At 64.1% G+C, this 17,419-nt stretch carries 12 protein-coding genes; 9 read left to right on the top strand and 3 right to left on the bottom strand.

Annotation, left to right across the window (positions count from 1 at the left end):
• Positions 1 to 86: 86 nt before the first annotated feature.
• Together FFY45_RS12395 and FFY45_RS12390 are read right to left on the bottom strand one after the other, a co-directional pair.
• On the bottom strand, positions 87 to 2,777 hold the full coding sequence (locus FFY45_RS12395) for a TonB-dependent receptor (RefSeq protein WP_176340655.1): 2,691 nt from the start codon (positions 2,775 to 2,777) through the stop codon (positions 87 to 89).
• Between the two features lie 361 nt (positions 2,778 to 3,138).
• A complete protein-coding gene (locus FFY45_RS12390) occupies positions 3,139 to 4,524 on the bottom strand; it encodes a helix-turn-helix domain-containing protein (protein WP_176340654.1) in 1,386 nt (461 codons plus the stop codon).
• A 124-nt stretch (positions 4,525 to 4,648) separates the two neighbouring features.
• Between FFY45_RS12390 and FFY45_RS12385 the strand changes: the two genes are divergently transcribed.
• The 7 genes from FFY45_RS12385 (at position 4,649) to FFY45_RS12355 (ending at position 13,564) form a co-directional block, all read left to right on the top strand.
• Positions 4,649 to 6,154, top strand: a complete 1,506-nt coding sequence (locus FFY45_RS12385) for a CoA-acylating methylmalonate-semialdehyde dehydrogenase (protein WP_176340653.1) — start codon at positions 4,649 to 4,651, stop codon at positions 6,152 to 6,154.
• A 10-nt stretch (positions 6,155 to 6,164) separates the two neighbouring features.
• Positions 6,165 to 7,346, top strand: coding sequence for an acyl-CoA dehydrogenase family protein (locus tag FFY45_RS12380; RefSeq protein WP_176340652.1), 1,182 nt, complete (start codon positions 6,165 to 6,167; stop codon positions 7,344 to 7,346).
• Entirely contained in the window at positions 7,343 to 8,140 is a 798-nt protein-coding gene (locus FFY45_RS12375; protein WP_176340651.1) for an enoyl-CoA hydratase, read from the top strand. The genes FFY45_RS12380 and FFY45_RS12375 overlap by 4 nt, the downstream gene beginning before the upstream one ends.
• Positions 8,125 to 9,327: a 3-hydroxyisobutyryl-CoA hydrolase gene (locus FFY45_RS12370; RefSeq protein WP_176340650.1), complete on the top strand. Its 1,203-nt coding sequence runs from the start codon at positions 8,125 to 8,127 to the stop codon at positions 9,325 to 9,327. Before FFY45_RS12375 ends, FFY45_RS12370 begins: the two co-directional genes overlap by 16 nt.
• A 156-nt stretch (positions 9,328 to 9,483) precedes the next feature.
• Positions 9,484 to 10,386, top strand: a complete 903-nt coding sequence (gene mmsB / locus FFY45_RS12365; RefSeq protein WP_176340704.1) for a 3-hydroxyisobutyrate dehydrogenase — start codon at positions 9,484 to 9,486, stop codon at positions 10,384 to 10,386.
• 759 nt (positions 10,387 to 11,145) lie between these two features.
• The gene (locus FFY45_RS12360; RefSeq protein ID WP_176340649.1) at positions 11,146 to 12,111 is read left to right on the top strand and encodes a cation diffusion facilitator family transporter; all 966 of its coding nucleotides are present in this window, start codon (positions 11,146 to 11,148) and stop codon (positions 12,109 to 12,111) included.
• Between the two features lie 169 nt (positions 12,112 to 12,280).
• Positions 12,281 to 13,564, top strand: coding sequence for an aspartyl/asparaginyl beta-hydroxylase domain-containing protein (locus FFY45_RS12355; RefSeq protein ID WP_176340648.1), 1,284 nt, complete (start codon positions 12,281 to 12,283; stop codon positions 13,562 to 13,564).
• Positions 13,565 to 13,583: 19 nt separating this feature from the next.
• Here FFY45_RS12355 and FFY45_RS12350 read toward each other — a convergent pair whose 3' ends face one another.
• Entirely contained in the window at positions 13,584 to 15,086 is a 1,503-nt protein-coding gene (locus FFY45_RS12350; RefSeq protein ID WP_176340647.1) for a tetratricopeptide repeat-containing sulfotransferase family protein, read from the bottom strand.
• A 160-nt stretch (positions 15,087 to 15,246) separates the two neighbouring features.
• Between FFY45_RS12350 and FFY45_RS12345 the strand changes: the two genes are divergently transcribed.
• Both FFY45_RS12345 and FFY45_RS12340 read left to right on the top strand, forming a co-directional pair.
• Positions 15,247 to 15,702 carry a hypothetical protein gene (locus FFY45_RS12345; protein WP_306432069.1) on the top strand — a complete coding sequence of 152 codons (456 nt, stop codon included), beginning with the start codon at positions 15,247 to 15,249 and terminating at the stop codon, positions 15,700 to 15,702.
• A gap of 40 nt (positions 15,703 to 15,742) precedes the next feature.
• Positions 15,743 to 17,314, top strand: a complete 1,572-nt coding sequence (locus tag FFY45_RS12340; RefSeq protein WP_176340703.1) for a tetratricopeptide repeat-containing sulfotransferase family protein — start codon at positions 15,743 to 15,745, stop codon at positions 17,312 to 17,314.
• Positions 17,315 to 17,419 lie beyond the last annotated feature (105 nt).

The raw sequence follows: 17,419 nt of genomic DNA, 5'->3' as shown, positions 1-17,419 counted from the left end.
GCGGAATCAGAACGTCGATGACAGATCCGATTCCGCGCATGCACCGCACCTGTGTAGCGGTTACGCAGCAGGGGTATCAGCTGCGCTTAGAACTTGTAGCTGGCTTCCAGCGCATACCGACGGCCGAACACCTGGTAGCCACCGTCGTCCTGATTGGCAAGGCGATTGGGCTTGTTGTCGGTGTAGGCGCGCAGCGGTTCGTTGGTGAGGTTGCCGGCCTGGAAGCGGAAGCTGAGCTGCTTGCTGTACTGCCAGTTCAGGCTCAGATCCACCGTGCCTTCGCTTTGCAGACGTGCAAGACGCGCGGCATTCCAGCCGTACACCACGGTGTAGGGGCTGTGGTACTTGTAACCCACGCGCGCTTCGAAGCTGCCGTTGCTGTACCACAGATCGAAGGTGCCGGTCTTGCGCGCCAGGCCGCTCAGTGGCAACGGATTGTCGACCGGCGAGAATTCCTTGAGGTTGGAATCGACCAGCGAGAAGTTGGAATAGACGCCGAAGTTTTCCATGTGCGGGATGAAGTAGAACGGCGTCTGGAAGGTGAGCTCCACCCCGTTGATATGTCCGCCGCCGCCATTGAACGGCGCGCTGACCAGGTAATCCAGGCCGTTGATCACTTCACGGTCGGTGCGGTAGCCGATGCTGGAATCCACTTCCTTGCGGTAGACCGCAATCGCCGCGAGCGCTTCCTTGTGGAAGTACCACTCGTAGGACACATCGACCTGGGTGGCCTTGAACGGATCCAGCTGCGGGTTGCCGCCGCTGCCGGTGAGCTGGCCGACGGTGACATTGGGGTCGTCCAGGCGACGGCCGGTGCGCAACTCATCCAGCGGCGGACGTGCGATGACCTTGGCTACCGCAAAGCGCAGGATGCGCTGATCGTCGATCAGGAAGTTGATGGTGGCGCTAGGCAACACGTCGGTATATTCCTTGCTGTCGGTGCTGGCCTGCACGGTGTTGCCGACCGAATCGAAGCCGTCGCTTGTGGTCTTGGTATTGACCAGGCGCACGCCGATATTGCCGGTGACATCGGTGCCGAACACCTGCGAGCTGAACACCGCTTTGGCGAAGGCTTCGCGCACGTCTTCTTTGACGTTCCAGTGGTCGAGCAGTTGCTCGTCGAGCGTGGCCGGATCGAAACCGCCGAAGCCTATTTCGGCGATGGCATCCATGTTGCCGCCGGTCAGCGTGGGCACGTTCAAGTCCGGCATGGTGACCGGATAGATCAGGCCCTGATACGCCGAAATCGGTTGGTCGTAGCCGGATTGATTGCTGATGAAGCGGCGGTTCTGCTTTTCGCGACGCGCGGCGCGTACGCCGAATTCCAGCGAGGTGAAGGCCGCTGCATCGATCGCCCGGCTGGCGTTGAGCGCAAGCGCGGCAATCTTGTCGCGCAGCCCCTGCGGCTCGGTCTGGCCGGCGATGCCGTATTCGGGCGTGTCCGAGCTGGTGCTGATGGTGGGGGTGACGCTGCGGCGGAAATCGAACGAGACAGTGTCCGGATTGCTGCCGAAGCGCACGGCCTGCCAGGTGTTGTCGCGCTTGGCCTGCGAGAACGACAGGTCGCTGCCCAGCGTCCACACATCGCCGCTCCACTTGGCGTTCAAACCACCGGCGGTGAGCGTCTTGACCTCGTTGTAGTGGCTGACCACATGGTCGACCTGCAGGTTGGAGTTGGCCAGCGTACCGGCGACCACATCGCCATCGACGATGGTGTAGGACGAGCCCGGGGTGGTGTATGGGTTGGCACCGGTCGAAAAGGTGCTGAAAGCCAGGCCGTTGAACCAGTTCTGCAACTGGTCTTCGTCGATTTCGATCCGCGAATACAGGCCGTCGAACTTCAACTCGAAGTTGCCCGAGCGCCATTGCACGGTGCCCATCGCACCGGTGCGGGTCTGGTCGGTCAGCTTGAGCTGATCGGCCGCGCCGAACGGAGTCGGGTCCACGGTGCCGTCGCCATCCACATCGCGCGAGGTGGTGGCATCGGTGTAGCCCCAGCTGCCGATCGAGGAGTTGGAGTTCTTCTGCTTCTGATAGGTGGCGCCCAGCGCAACCGCCAGGTTGTCGTTGATCTTGTGCACCCAGCTGGCGCCGAAGCGATTGCCCCACGGGGTGTAGCCGTCCACGTCCTTGGCGTGGTCGTAGAACACCGGGCCGGCGGTGCCGACAAAGCCCGGGCCGGTGTAGTCCAGCGGGCTGATGGTGGAGATGTCCACCGTTGCGGCAAGGCCACCGGCCACCAGATCCGCCGACTGGGTCTTGTACACCTTGACGGTGGAGACGATCTCGGTGGGGAACACTTCCCAGCGCACCGCGCGATTGGGTTCGGAGGAGGCGATTTCGCGCCCGTTGACAGTGCCCATGGTCATGCGCGGGCCAAGGCCGCGCACGGTGGCCAGGCTCTCGTTGCCGCGGTCGCGGGTGCCGTTGACGCCGGGCAGGCGCACCAGCGCTTCGGCCACGGTGACATTGGGCATCTGGCCCATGTTGTCGGCCGAGATCACTTCCATGACGTGATCGGACATCTGTTTGGCCTGCACCGCCTGATTCAGGCTGGCGCGCTGGCCGATCACGGTGATGTTGTCGAGCGTGACCGGTGGCGGCGCGGCGGCGGCGCTGTCGCTTGCCGGCGCTGCGGCAGGCGCAGGCGCGCTGTCCTGTGCGTGCGCACTGAACGCGCTGGCCAGAACGAAAGCGATGGTGGTGCAGAGGACGTCGCGCGCAGGGGTGCGGCGCAGGCGCCGGCTGGCCGAGTGGCCGGTGTGGTGAACGGGCATCGTTTGATCCCTCCCAGGACAAAGTTACCGAATGGAGATGGTGGCCGTTGCTGCGGCCGTCTGGCGCATCCGCGCGGGCATGACTGAGGTGGTGCGTTGCTGCGGTTGAAGCCAAGTGTGCGGTTGCGCGACGCTGCAACAATCATCGAGTCGATCGCGTTGGCGCCCCCCCTGTCCTGCATGTGTCCGCTTCAGGGTAGAAGCGCAAGCCATTCCATTCCAATGAAGCATTTTGCGTGAGCTATCTCACGTTGGAATGCTGCAGTGCAGCGATAGCGAATGGCCCGTCACAGTTGCGGCGTAAGTGGCGACACGGCCACCAAAGGTTGCACTGGAACGCATGCGCAGCCTTGTCTGCTGTCTAGCGCGCGCTGGCAGGCAACCGAGGCAATGCCGGGAAGGCACGCTGCACGCAGTCGCTGCGCTCGCAGGTCAGGCAGCCCGGCCCGATCGGCACCGCATCGTCCACCGCATCCAGGTCCCAACCGCGTGCATACACCAATTGGTCGGCGTGGCGCAGGTCGCAGCCCATCGCCAATGCAAAGGTCTTGCGCGGGCGGCCGTAACCGGGCGCGCCACTGCTGACCTGGCGCGCAAGCCAGAAATAGCGCCGGCCATCGGGCATGCGCGCGATCTGGGTGAGGATGCGGTCGGGCTGATTGAAGGCTTCGTAGACGATCCACAACGGGCAGGCGCCGCCGACATGCGAGAAGTGGAAGTCGGTGGCCGAGTGACGTTTGGACACATTGCCGGCGCGGTCCACCCGCATGAAGAAGATCGGCAAGCCGGCCGCACCGCGCCGCTGCAAGGTACTGAGCCGGTGGCAGACCGCCTCGAAGCCCACATCGAAACGATCGGCCAGCCATTCGATGTCGTAGCGGCAGGTCTGTGCGCTGTGCAGAAATTCGCCATACGGCATCACCAGGGCGCCGGCGAAATAGTTCGACAAACCAATGCGCGACAACGCGATGCGCTCGGCATCTTCGAATCCGGCATCGGCAATGCGCGCCTCCAGCAGCGGCGCACATTCCAGCAACGCCAACTGCGCCGCCATCTGGAAGGCCTGTTGGCCGGGGCGCAGATGCGCAGGCAGCCATAGCACGCGTGCCTGCGCATCCACGCTGCGTTTGTCGCTGAGCAGATCGGTGGCGTCCTGCACCAACAAGCCGTGGCGATCGGCCAGGCGTTGGCGCAGCCGCAGCGCAAGGTTGTCCGGGGTCAGCCCGAGTTCGGCATACAGCGCTTCGGCGCGCTCATCCAGTTCGGGCAGGTAGTTGTGCGCGCGATTGAAGTAATCGCGCACCTGCTCGCCGGGCGACAGCGAGGGCAGTGCGGCGTGGTCGGCACCGATCTGCAGTTCCAGTGCGGCATTGCGCTCGAGCAGATGCCGATGGGCGCGGTGCAGGTCCAGCAGTGCCTGCGCCACCTGCGGCAGATTGCCGGTGAGCACGCGCAGCTCGGCGGCCGACAGGCTATGGCCCAGGCTGCGCAGCGATTCGTCCAAGGGTTCCACCAGTGCGGCAGGGTCGTCCAGATCCAGCAGGCCTTCGAGGTCGCCCAGGGTGGCCTTGAGCCGCTGCTGGATCGCCAGCGTCAACGGGCGCTGGTTGCGCTCGATCTGGTTGAGATAGCTCGGCGACAACGCCAGCCGGCGCGCCAGTTCGGCCTGGGTCAGGCCATGGCGCTGGCGCAGCCGCTGCAGGCGCAGGCCGAGCTGGTGGCGCAGAGGTGGCTGCGTGTGTGGCATTCGCAATATTCGCAAAATTGTGCCGCCAGCTTAGCGCGATTAAGCAATTGGCGGCTGGGAATGCCGGCGAGGGGTGCGAACAATGCGAAGCATCTGTGTCGACCCTTCTGCGAGCGAACCTGCAATGAGCGAATCCGTCCCCCGCGTGTCCCTGTTGATCGATGGCGAATTTGTGGTTTCCGACAGTTCGCACTGGCAGGACGTGGTCAACCCGGCCGACCAGTCGGTGCTGGCGCAGGTGCCGTTCGCCACCTCCAGTGAAGTGGACGCTGCCGTGGCCGCCGCCAGCAATGCGTTTGTAAGCTGGCGCAAGACCCCGATCGGCACCCGTGCACGCGTTTTTCTCAAATACCAGCAGCTGATCCGCGAGCACATGCCCGAGCTGGCCGCGCTGCTCAGTGCCGAGCAGGGCAAGACCCTGGCCGATGCCGAAGGCGATGTGTTCCGCGGGCTGGAAGTGGTTGAACACGCTGCAGCGATCGGCAATCTGCAACTGGGCGAGCTGGCCAACAACGTCGCCAACGGCGTGGACACCTACAGCCTGCTGCAGCCGCTGGGCGTGTGCGCGGGCATCACCCCGTTCAATTTCCCGGCGATGATTCCGCTGTGGATGTTTCCGATGGCCATCGCCACCGGCAACACCTTCGTGCTCAAGCCGTCCGAGCAAGACCCGATGGTGACCATGCGCCTGGTGGAGCTCGCGCTGGAAGCAGGCATTCCCAAGGGCGTGCTCAACGTGGTGCACGGCGGCGAAGAGGTGGTCAACGCGCTGTGCGACCACCCCGAGATCAAGGCGCTGTCGTTCGTCGGCTCCACCAAGGTCGGCACGCACGTCTATCGCCGCACAGCGCTGGCCGGCAAGCGCGTTCAATGCATGATGGGCGCCAAGAATCATGCCGTGGTACTGCCGGACGCCAATCAGGAACAGACCCTCAACGCGATGGTTGGTGCCGCCTTTGGTGCCGCCGGCCAGCGTTGCATGGCGGCATCCACGCTGGTGCTGGTGGGCGAGGCGCAGCAATGGATTCCGGCACTGGTCGCCAAGGCCAAGACCTTGAAGCTGGGTGCGGGCAGTGCCCAGGGCACCGACGTGGGCCCGCTGATTTCCTGCGCCGCACGCGAGCGTGTGGAGAGCCTAATCGCCTCCGGTGTGGAGCAAGGCGCCACGCTGGAACTGGACGGTCGCAGCCCGAGCGTGCCGGGGTTCGAACAAGGCAATTTCGTTGGCCCGACGATCTTCTCCGGCGTCACGCCGGGCATGCGCATCTACGACGAAGAAATCTTCGGCCCCGTGCTGGTGATCCTGGGCGCAGACACGCTGGACGACGCGATTGCGCTGGTCAACGCCAATCCCAACGGCAACGGCACCGCGTTGTTCACCCAGTCCGGTGCTGCTGCGCGGCGTTTCCAGGAAGACATCGATGTGGGCCAGGTCGGCATCAATGTGCCGATTCCGGTGCCGGTGCCGCTGTTCTCGTTCACCGGTTCGCGCGCCTCCAAGCTCGGCGACCTGGGCCCGTACGGCAAGCAGGTGGTGATGTTCTACACCCAGACCAAGACGGTGACCGCGCGCTGGTTCGACGACCAGACGCTGGGCCACGGCGTCAACACCACCATCTCTCTCAAGTGATCCGATCGCCATGAATGCAGCCATCCAGCTACACCCCAACGCGGCCGATTTGAACGACGAGCAGGAGGCCTTCCGCGCCGCCGCGCGCGACTTCGCCAACAAGGAACTCGCCCCACATGCCGCGCAATGGGACGCAGAAAGTCACTTCCCGCGCGAGGCGATCGCCAAGGCCGCCGAACTCGGTTTCTGCGGTCTGTACACCGACGAAGGCGTGGGCGGCCTGGGCATGCGCCGGCTCGATGCGGCAGTGGTGTTCGAGGAACTGGCCACCGTCGACCCGTCCACCTCGGCCTTCATCAGCATCCACAATATGGCCACCTGGTTGATCGCCAGCTACGGCAACGACGGCGTGCGTGCGCAATGGGGCGAGGCGATGACCAGCGGTGCCAAGCTGGGCTCGTATTGCCTGACCGAGCCGGGTGCCGGCTCGGACGCGGCATCGTTGAGAACCCGCGCACAGCGCGACGGCGACAGCTACGTGCTCAACGGCAGCAAGGCCTTCATTTCCGGCGCCGGCGCCACCGATGTGCTGGTGGTGATGGCACGCACTGGCGACGATGGCGCACGCGGCATCAGCGCCTTCGTGGTGCCGGCCGACGCGCCCGGCATCAGCTACGGCCGCAAGGAAGAAAAGATGGGCTGGAACAGCCAGCCCACGCGCGGGGTGACCTTTACCGATGTACGCATCCCGGCCGGCAATCTGCTCGGCAAGGAAGGCGAGGGCTTCAAGATGGCGATGAAGGCGCTCGATGGCGGCCGCATCAATATCGCGGCATGTTCGCTGGGGGCGGCACAAGGCGCGCTGGATGCGGCGCGGCGTTACATGGGCGAGCGCCGCCAGTTCGGCAAAAAGTTGGCCGATTTCCAGGCGCTGCAATTCAAGCTGGCCGATATGGCCACCCAACTGGTGGCCGCGCGGCAGATGGTGCACACCGCCGCACGCAAGCTCGATGCCGGCAGCCACGATGCCACCGTGTGGTGCGCCATGGCCAAGCGCTTCGCCACCGATGCCGGCTTTGCCATCTGCGACGACGCACTGCAGATCCACGGCGGTTACGGCTATATCCGCGAGTACCCGATCGAACGCCTGCTGCGCGACAGCCGCGTGCATCGCATCCTGGAGGGCACCAACGAGGTGATGCGCATGATCATTGCGCGGCACCTGCTCAACGGCGAGGAGGAACTGCGATGAGCGATTGGGAAGGACGCACGCATACCGGCCTGCAGGTCGAGCGCGATGGGCATGTGGCCACCGTCACGTTGAGCAACCCGCCGGCCAATACCTGGACCGTGCAGAGTCTGGCTGCCTTGCGCGACCTGGTGCATGCATTGGATGCCGACCGCAGCGTGTATGCGCTGGTGATCACCGGCGAAGGCGAAAAGTTCTTCAGCGCCGGTGCCGACCTCAAGCAATTTGCCGATGGCGACAAGGCCGCTGCACGCGAGGCCGCGCGTCGCTTCGGCGAAGCGTTCGAGGCCTTGAGCGCCTTCCGTGGCGTGTCGATCGCCGCCATCAACGGCTATGCCATGGGCGGTGGTCTGGAGTGCGCGCTGGCCTGCGACCTGCGCATTGCCGAGCAGCAGGCGCATCTGGCGCTGCCGGAAGCCAGCGTCGGTTTGCTGCCGTGCGCGGGTGGCACCCAGAACCTGCCGCGCCTGATCGGCGAGGGCTGGGCCAAGCGCATGATCCTGCTGGGCGAGCGTATCGATGCCGCCACCGCGCACCGTATCGGCCTGGTGGAAGAGGTGGTTGGCAAGGGCGAGTCGCGCGCGCTGGCAGTTGCATGGGCGCAGCGTGCCGGCAAGCAGAGCCCGGTGAGCGTGGCGGCCTGCAAGCGCCTGGTGCAATACACCCGCCATGGCACGCACGCTGCGGCCTTGGTTGCCGAGCGCGAGGCCTTCGTCGACCTGTTCGAGCAAGCCGATCAGGCCGAGGGCGTCGCGGCATTCCTCGAGAAGCGCGCGCCGCAGTGGAGCAACGGCTGATGGTGGATGTCAACGCAACTGAAGAGGCACCGGTGCTGTTCGAGCAACGCGATTGCGCGGACGGGCATCGCATCGGCATCGCCACCTTGAATTCGCCCAAGACGCTCAACGGCCTGTCGTTGCAGATGACGCGCCTGCTGGATGCGCAGCTGCGCGTCTGGGCCGACGATGCGCAGATTGCCTGCGTGGTGTTGCGTGGTGCCGGCGAGAAAGCGTTCTGCGCGGGCGGCGATCTGCATGGTCTGTACCAGAGCATGCGCGCGCATCGCGAGGCGGTGCCGGATGCGCAAGAACGCGTCGCGCAGCCGCAAGGCAATGCGCACGCCGCTGCGTTCTTCGAAGAAGAATATCGGCTCGACTATCGCATCCATACCTATCCCAAGCCGCTGCTGTGTTGGGGCCACGGTATTGTCATGGGCGGCGGCATCGGCCTGATGTCCGGCGCCAGCCATCGCGTGGTCACCGAGCGCTCGCGTCTGGCGATGCCGGAGATCAGCGTCGGCCTGTTTCCCGATGTCGGTGGCAGTTGGTTGTTGCGCCGTGTGCCGCACGGCGCCGGATTGTTTCTGGCACTGACCGGTGCGCCGTTGGATGCCAGTGACGCTATCTATGCGGGGCTTGCGGATGTGCGCCTGGAGCACACGCAATATGCCGCCGTGCTGGATGCTTTGAGCGCGCACGCCTGGACGGGCAATGTGCAGGACGATCGCGGCCAACTCAGTGCGTTTTTGCACGGCATTGCGCAAGCTCTGGAGCCCGGCCCCTTGCAAGTGCATGCGGCCTTGATCGAGCAACTGGTGGCGGGCGACACGCTGGAAGAGGTGGTCGCTGCGATCCTGGCACTGCAAAGCGAAGACACCTGGTTGCAAGCCGCACGCGCAACGCTCGCAGCTGGCGCGCCCAGTTCCGCGCGACTGGCCTGGGAGCTGCAACGTCATCCGGCTACAAGCACCCTGGCCGATACCTTCCGCACCGAATACGTGGCGGCGCTGCATGTCGCCGCACATGGCGACTTTGCCGAAGGCATCCGCGCGCTGCTGATCGACAAGGACCGCCAGCCGCAATGGCAACCGGCCTCGCTGGAAGAAGCGGATGCTCAGTGGGCTGCTGCATTCTTTCAATCGCCCTGGCCGGCCGCAGAGCACCCGCTCGCCGATCTTGCTGTACGTGAAGTCGGTGAATGCTGAGTGGCCGGCAAATGCGGTTGATAGCTAGCGCAACGCGGACGCGGCGGGGGAATCGCAAGGTTCGCATTGGCACCGGCAGGCCCGGAGTTTGCGATGGCCGCCTTGCGACCCAGCCGCCAATCCACGACCGCACTAACTATTGATGATCGTTCTAACCTGGAAACCGACACCATGAGCAAGATCGCTTTTATCGGCCTGGGCAATATGGGCGGGCCGATGGCTGCCAACCTGATCAAGGCCGGGCACCAGCTACGCGTTTTCGATCTGGTGCCTGCCGCACTGGACGCCGCTGCGGCAGCCGGCGCGCATGCGGCACGCTCGGCGCACGACACCTTGGCCGATGCCGAGATCGTGATCTCGATGCTGCCGGCCAGCCGCCATGTCGAAGGCCTGTACTTCGGGGAGGCCGGCATTCTGGCGCAGATTCCCGCAGGTGCCTTTGTCATCGATTGCAGCACCATCGCGCCGGTCACCGCGCGCAAAGTCGCCGCTGCAGCGCAGGCGCGTGGCTTGGCAATGCTGGACGCGCCGGTTTCTGGCGGTACCGCGGGCGCGGCGGCCGGCACGCTGACCTTCATCGTCGGCGGTGCAGCCGAGACGCTTGAGCGCGCCCGCCCAGTGCTGCAGGCCATGGGCAAGAACATCTTCCACGTCGGCGACAACGGTGCCGGCCAGGTCGCCAAACTGTGCAACAACATGGCGCTGGGCGTGATCATGGCGGCCACCGGCGAGGCGCTGGCGCTGGGCGTCGCGCAGGGGCTCGACCCAGCGGTGCTGTCGCAGATGATGGCGGTCAGCACCGGGCGCAGCTGGGCCACCGAAGTCTGCAATCCCTGGCCGGGCGTGCTGCCCAATGCACCGGCTTCGCGCGGCTACAGCGGCGGCTTCGGCAACGATCTGATGCTCAAGGATCTGGGGCTGGTCACTGAGTCCGCAGTGCAGGCGGGCGTGTCGATTCCGCTCGGCGAGCTGGCGCGCAATCTTTACGCGATGAACAGCCAGGCCGGTAACGGTGCGCTGGATTTTTCCAGCGTGATCAAGTTGGTTGCCAAGGTCTGAGAGTGGCTAACAAAGCTACTATTCCCACCGCCAGGTGGGCGTCGCCGGCGTTGTAACTCGCATCCGTTTTGATAGGTGATCGAACGGGTATGCGTCGGGTGCAGAGCGGATGATTTGCGGCTTGGCTGCGAGGCCCTTGCCCGGCCACCATCGCGAGACACGCCGCAAGGCAGAGCGGCTGATCTGTGGCTTGGCTTCGAGGCCCTTGCCCGGCCACCATCGCGAGACACGCCGCAAGGCAGAGCGGCTGATCTGTGGCTTGGCTGCGAGGCCCTTGCCCGCCCAGCGTCGCGGGACACGCCGCAAGGCAGAGCGGCTGATTTGTTGCTTGGCTGCGGGGCCCTTGCCAGCCCAGCGTCGCGGGACACGCCGCAAGTACGTCCGTGTAGGCTCTTCGCGACGGTGAGCGGGCAAGGACCAGTCGAGATGGTCGGTGTGCATGGTTGCAAGCAGGGCAAGTAGTGCATGCAGTGCGGCCGTCCGATGATGTGCGGTCTGATCGGCTCCTCTCGATCCGAGCAATGTCACTGCCACTACCGACATCACTCCACTCGTCAACGAAGGCAGTGTGGCCAGCACGTTGCCGCCATCGCTGCGGCGTTCGAGAGCTTTTGTTAGCCGCTCCAGGTTGCCACCCGGCCTGTGGGCAATAAGGCACATCACCGCGCCCACGTGATGTGATGTCATCACGCCCAGGTGTAATAGTCTCCGCCATCGCGTGCGCCTAAGGTGCGCGGATCGCACGAGGCCACCGCATCCATGGGACACGACCACAACCACGCACCTAGCGACATCCGCCACGAGAAACCGTTGTGGTGGGCGCTCGCGCTGACCGCCACCTTCCTGTTGGCGGAGGTCATCGGCGCGTTCATCACCAACAGCCTGGCGCTGCTGTCCGACGCTGCGCATATGGCCACCGACACCGTGGGTTTGATGATCGCGCTGGTCGCGGTGCGGTTGAGCCGACGCCCTGCCGACGCGCGTCGCACCTATGGCTATGTGCGTCTGGAGGCGCTCGGCGCGCTGGCCAATGGCGCGCTGTTGTTCGCAGTCGGCGCCTACATCCTGTGGGAAGCCGCGCAACGCTTTCGCGCGCCGCAGGATATTTCCTCCAGCGGCATGCTGTGGATCGCCGGCTTCGGCCTGGTGATCAACCTGATCGCGATGAAGCTGTTGCATGCCGGCAGCGGCGAGAGTCTCAACGTCAAGGGTGCCTATCTGGAAGTCTGGAGCGACATGCTCGGCTCGGTGGCGGTGATCATCGGCGCGCTGCTGATCCGCTGGACCGGCTGGCAGTGGATCGACCCGGTGCTGGCCGTGCTGATCGGCCTGTGGGTGCTGCCGCGCACCTGGGTGCTGTTGCGCGAAGCGATCAACGTATTGCTCGAAGGCGTGCCCAAAGGCATCGACCTGCCTCAGGTGCAGCAAGCGCTGAGCAGTTATCCCGGCGTCGAAGACGTCCACGACCTGCACGTCTGGGCGCTGGCCTCCAGCACTCCCGCACTCACTGCACACGTGGTGGTCAGCGAAACCACCGACCGCGACCGCCTGCGCGAGGCGCTCGGCCAACTCCTGCACGAGCGCTTCGAGATCACCCACGTCACCCTGCAGGTGGAAAGCGGCGACTGCGGCACCGAGCCTTGTGGGACGCCAGGCGTGTCGAAAGGCGCTGCGGAGCACGATCACCAGGGGCACGCGCACTCTCACAGCGGCCACTCGCATTGATGTTTTGTTGCAGGGCGTAAGCATCCGGAAGCGGCGCCGCTGGCAGGTCGTCGCTCACAGTAGCGTGTGCAGGTCGCGCACAGGCGGCGTGCTACGTAGCAGCCTGGCTGTTGCGATGCCGCTCAAGCCGTATGATCGAGCCGGGGAAGGCTGACAGGCTGCGAGTGCCATGGCGGTACAGATCGAACAGACCAACGAACAGATCGCCGCGCTGATCGCCGAGGCAGGTGCCGCGGCATCGGTGGGGCAATGGCAACAGGCCGAGCAGTTATGGGCACAGGTGCGTCAATTGGCGCCTGCGCATCCACAAGCCTTGTATAGCCTGGGCGTGCACGCCTATCAGCGGGGCGACACAACGGCAGCGTTGGAGTATCTGAGCGGCGCACGCGCAAGCAGCCCAGGCGACCCGATGATCGTCCTGACCATTGCGGTGGTGAAGCAGGCGCAGGGCGACCTGGATGGCGAGTGGCAGGCCATCAGTACCGCCTTGGCGCTGGATGCCTACTTCCTGCCCGGCCTGCTGGCCAAGGCGGCGTTTTTGGAAGCGCGCGGTCGCCCACGTGCAGCCGCCGCGGTCTATCGCGATGCTTTGAAAGTGGCACCGCCAGAACCGCAATGGCCGGCGGCGTTACGCCGCAAGCTAGCCCTTGCCAAGCAAGCAGTGGAACAGGACACGCTGGAACTGGAAACCCAGTTGCGGACCTTGCTTGCGAGCCCAAGTGCAGCGGTTGATGCAGCGCTACAGGGGCGCTGGGACGAGGCCGCAGCGATCGCCTGCGGGCGCAGTCGCCCCTTCCATTCCCAATCCAACCGCTTGTATGTGCCGCGATTGCCGGCCTTGCCGTTTCATGCAACGGATGCCTTCCCGTGGATCGATGCGGTGCAGGGCCAGACCGACGCAATCGCTCAGGAGTTGTATGCGGTCATGCACGACGATCAACGCGGATTCGCCCCTTATATCGCCTACGCGCCTGATCAGCCGGTCAATCAATGGAAAGACCTCAATCATTCGCCTGCGTGGAGTTCCTATCCGCTCTGGGCCCATGGCAAGCCGGTGCAGGAGCATCTCGTGCGGTGTCCCGCCACTGCAGCCGCATTGTCATTGGTCGACGCCGCGCAGATCGACGGCGTGTGTCCCAACGCGATGTTTTCGGTACTGGCGCCGCAGACGGTGATTCCGCCGCACCATGGCGAAACCAATGCGCGTCTGGTGGCGCATCTGCCGTTGATCGTGCCGGAGGGCTGCAGTTTTCGCGTGGGTTATGACTGGCGGCGCTGGGAGGTCGGCAAGGTGCTGGTGTTCGACGACTCGATCGAGCATGAGGCGCGCAACGAGAGTTCTCGGGTGCGCGTAGTACTGATCTTCGATATCTGGAACCCGCTGCTGACCCAGGAAGAGCGCGGCATGGTCAATGCCATGGAGACCGCCATCGCGCGCCACCGCGCTGGTTGAAGACAGCTAGGTTCAATCGTCAATCGTCAAGCGTCATGCCGGCTTGGGCAAGGGCGGCGCGCAAAGGAGCAAGTTGCGCAGCGTAGTGTCGCCAGCGCCCAGACGCATCTGCATGCAAGGGGCGACGCACCTGCCAGTAGCTGGCGGTTCTCACTGCGCCACCTGCAAGGTGAAAGTCCAGGCAGTCCGGTTCCCAGGGCAACTGCAGAAAGTCCAGCAAGGCGCGCAAGGTCGGTTCTGGCGCGGCGACGAATGCGTCATAGTCGAAGGTGTGGATGCTGTCTGGATACAGCGATAGCCAGTGCCCCATCAACCGTTGATAGTGCGCATAGAAATGGCCGATATCCTCCAGCCGACCCGCATAGCCAAACCCCTGCGGATTGAGCTGCTGCAGGAAGATCGACAGCCCGTTGTCCAGCGGATGGCGACGCGTGTGCACGATCCTGGAGGCAGGAAACAGCTGCTTGATCAAACCGATCAGCTGGAAATTATCCGGTCGCTTGTCGGTGATATAGCGCAGGCGTGCCTGCTCGGGAACGGCGGCTGCCACACGTTGCCGATAGCGTGCTGCCAACTGCTCCAGGGTTTGAGCGGGCAGCGCATGTGCGGCTTGCGGAAACGGCGACAGCGACTGTGCCACCAGTCGTGGCAGCGCATCCAGTTCACCGCCCGCCGCAATGCAGGGATGGCGCGATAAGGCCTGTTCGATCAAGGTGGAGCCGGAGCGGAACATGCCGCAGATAAATAGCGGAGACACCGTGTCGTGCTCAGCAACCTGCGGCATCGGGGTGGTCGCGCCATCGGCTGCGGCAAATACCTTCGCGATGTGGTCGAAATGCTGTTGTGTCCGGAGCGGGTCGTAGCGCCTTGCCTGTGCATGAGCATGACGATTGCCGGCGCTTGCTGCATCGAAAGCGCGTGCGTGCAGACCGAGACGGTCGTAGGCGTGGGCAAGCGCATGCAGCACGCTGGCGACAAGCTCCGGATCCTGGTCGGGTGCCGAGACTGCCTGCCCGAGTGTGAGCAGGCGTATGTCCTCGGCGTGAGTAGGCGGATTCAGATGCAGCAGGCGCGCAGTGGCTTGCAGTTGCAGCGCGTGCGTAGCGGCGTCGCTATCGACAAGAGCGACAAGTCGGCAATAGGCCGCAATCGCCTGATCGCGTGCGCCCAGTTCCTCGTGCAGATTGCCCAGATTGAGCAGCGCCGGAGCGTAGTCGGGCCGGCAGCGCAGCGCCAGGTCGAGTTCGCGCAGCGCTGCCGCCTCCTGATGGAGATGGTCGCTATAAAGTGCGGCGCGATTGAGGTGGATCTGCTCGGGCGCTGTTGCGCCACAGACCAATGCCTGCGCATAAGCGTCCAGCGCACCGGACGCATTGCCGGTCCGGCGCAACAAGTACCCCAGGTTGTACCAGGCATCGGCCGAGCGCGGCTGCGTCTGCAGCACGCGCTGATACGCCACGATCGCCTGCTGCAACTGGCCCTGCTGCAGTAGTTGTGCGGCCTGCTGCAACGACATGTTCAAGGCGTAATCCTGGGAGGTGGTGCGTCAGTTCAGACCCGCAGCTTAGATGGCGCTTGCAGCCTGTTCAATCGATGCCAGGCAAAACAGCGCCGGCCTGTCTCTCCACCGCCGTCCGGTTGCCTTGTATGCTCAGGCGCAACCGACGATTGAAGATGCGCAAATGCACAAGCGGAGACTGTGTGGGCTGGCAATCATGTGTTGCACATGGGGTGTGGTGGCTCAGGAGACTCCAACGCATCGATGCGCGTCGGTACTTGAGCCATTGCCGCGGCTGGCCTGCTACGACGCCAGCTTCCCGCCAGCGCAGGCCGTACGGGCCGCAGAAGCCAGCAGGGGCGTGCGCGAGTTTGGCCATAGCGCAGATGAAGTATCTGCTGCTGCTACGAGACGGTCGTCGCCTGCGCAACTGAGCGCAACAGTGCTTGCAGTGACCTATCAGGCAGATGGCACCCGCATGGTGTCTCTTGATACGCACCAGCGCTGGGCACTGACAGAAGCAAGCAGCCGCGGCCATTTGGCCGAAGGTGATGTGATAGTGCTTCGCAAGGCGGCAATGGGTAGCTACATGCTGGTGACCGCTGCCGGCGTGGCGCTGCGCGCGCGTCGTATCGACTAGCCAGATGACCGGCCACAGTGCACCAAACAGGGAGAATGGATTGACTGAGACACAGCTGCGCGCCCTCTTGCGTGACGGATATCAATTGCTGCGTCAAGGCCGTTATGCCGACGCAATTGCTCTGGCCGATCGCGCCTGCGCAGACCGGCCTGACAACGCGCACCTGCTCGAATTCGCAAGCGAAGCCCGGTTGGCCAACGGTGATCCACACGCTGCAGCCGAGTGCATCGCCAATGCTGCAGCGGTGGCATCGTCGCCACTTCCCTTATTGATCAAATATGCCAGCCTGCTGATACAGCTGCGCCGTCGCCGCGAGGCGGCGTTGGTCGCGCGTCAAGCGCAGGCACTGGCAGCAGCGGATGGCAACGCGTGGTGGCGGATCGGCGCGCTGTACAGTGGCTGCCAGGACGTGGCTGCAGCCCGTGATGCCTATCAGCAAGCGCTGACGTTGCTGGGGGACCAGCCCGCCTTGCTGTACGACCTGGCGACCATGCAGTTCTTCGGTGGTGAATTCGATGCCGCTGAGATCACCGTGGAGCGGCTGTTGCAACTTGCCCCAAATGCTGGCGATGCGCTGTACCTGCGCGCAACGCTCCGGCGGCAGACCGGGCAGCACAACCATCTGGACGACCTGCGTCACCGGCTGGCAACCACGCTATCGGAGCCATCTGCCAGGGCCGCAGGCCTGTACGCCTTGGCCAAGGAACTGGAAGATCTTGGGCAACATGCACAATCCTTCGAAACATTGACCGCAGCAGCGGCATGCAAGCGCAAGACCTTGCAGTACGACGTGACCGCCGAGTGTGCGCATATCGCTTCGGTGCGCCAAGCCTATGCTGCGGATGCCCTACGCACGTTGCGGCCGGGTCACGACGGTGAGGGCGTGATCTTCATCGTCGGCCTGCCGCGGTCAGGCACCACCTTGTTGGAACGACTGCTCATACAACGCGGCGGCGCGCGCTCTGCAGGCGAATTGATGGATTTCGGAGCAGTTCTTGGAAGCGCCACCTCTGGCGTGATGGCGAGCAATCCCGGCCTGACTGCGGCGCAAGCGTCGCTGAAGATCGATTTCGCAGCAGTCGGCAAAGAGTATCTGCGCGGCGCTCGCGAAGTCGTGCATGACCATCCGGTACTCATCGACAAAATGCCGGTCAATTACCTTTACTGCGGCATGATTGCGGCCGCGTTGCCGCGGGCGCGCATCATCCATCTGGTGCGCGATCCGCTGGACACCTGCTATGCGATGTACAAGACCCTGTTCTACAACGCCTATCCGTTTTCATACGCGCTCGATGAGCTTGGCGAGTATTACCTCGCGTACCAGCAGACCATGCGCCACTGGCACACCGTGCTGCCCGAGAAAATTCTCGATGTGCATTACGAAGATCTGGTGCGTGATACCGAGCATCAGATCACGCGGGTGCTGACGTGGTGCGGACTTTCATCGAATGAAAATACGTCCGAATTGAAGGACGTGGCGTTTGTCACTGCCAGCGCTGCGCAGGTGCGTGGCGAGGTCCATCAACGGTCGGTGCACAGTTCTCGGCGGCATTTGAACGAGCTCGCTCCGTTAGTGACGCGGCTTCAAGCGGCGGGTGTGAGCGTGTCTTGAGTTTCAGTTTCTAGGGATTCCAGTTTTTAGGTATTCGCCATCAACCACCAACAAGCCCAACTCGCACGTGCAAGCGAGCTCTAGCTTTTTGTGGGATAGACAAAA

The organism is Xanthomonas hortorum (genome assembly GCF_011305375.1).
In the GTDB taxonomy this organism is placed as follows: Bacteria; Pseudomonadota; Gammaproteobacteria; order Xanthomonadales; family Xanthomonadaceae; genus Xanthomonas; species Xanthomonas hortorum_E.
This window is presented reverse-complemented; position numbering and strand designations above follow the sequence as displayed.

Excerpts from the sequence above, each read along its gene's own strand:
- FFY45_RS12395 (WP_176340655.1), bottom strand. The coding sequence starts at position 2,777 with ATGCCCGTTCACCACACCGGCCACTCGGCCAGCCGGCGCCTGCGCCGC.
- FFY45_RS12390 (WP_176340654.1), bottom strand. The coding sequence starts at position 4,524 with ATGCCACACACGCAGCCACCTCTGCGCCACCAGCTCGGCCTGCGCCTG.
- FFY45_RS12385 (WP_176340653.1), top strand. The coding sequence starts at position 4,649 with ATGAGCGAATCCGTCCCCCGCGTGTCCCTGTTGATCGATGGCGAATTT.
- FFY45_RS12380 (WP_176340652.1), top strand. The coding sequence starts at position 6,165 with ATGAATGCAGCCATCCAGCTACACCCCAACGCGGCCGATTTGAACGAC.
- FFY45_RS12375 (WP_176340651.1), top strand. The coding sequence starts at position 7,343 with ATGAGCGATTGGGAAGGACGCACGCATACCGGCCTGCAGGTCGAGCGC.
- FFY45_RS12360 (WP_176340649.1), top strand. The coding sequence starts at position 11,146 with ATGGGACACGACCACAACCACGCACCTAGCGACATCCGCCACGAGAAA.
- FFY45_RS12355 (WP_176340648.1), top strand. The coding sequence starts at position 12,281 with ATGGCGGTACAGATCGAACAGACCAACGAACAGATCGCCGCGCTGATC.
- FFY45_RS12345 (WP_306432069.1), top strand. The coding sequence starts at position 15,247 with ATGCACAAGCGGAGACTGTGTGGGCTGGCAATCATGTGTTGCACATGG.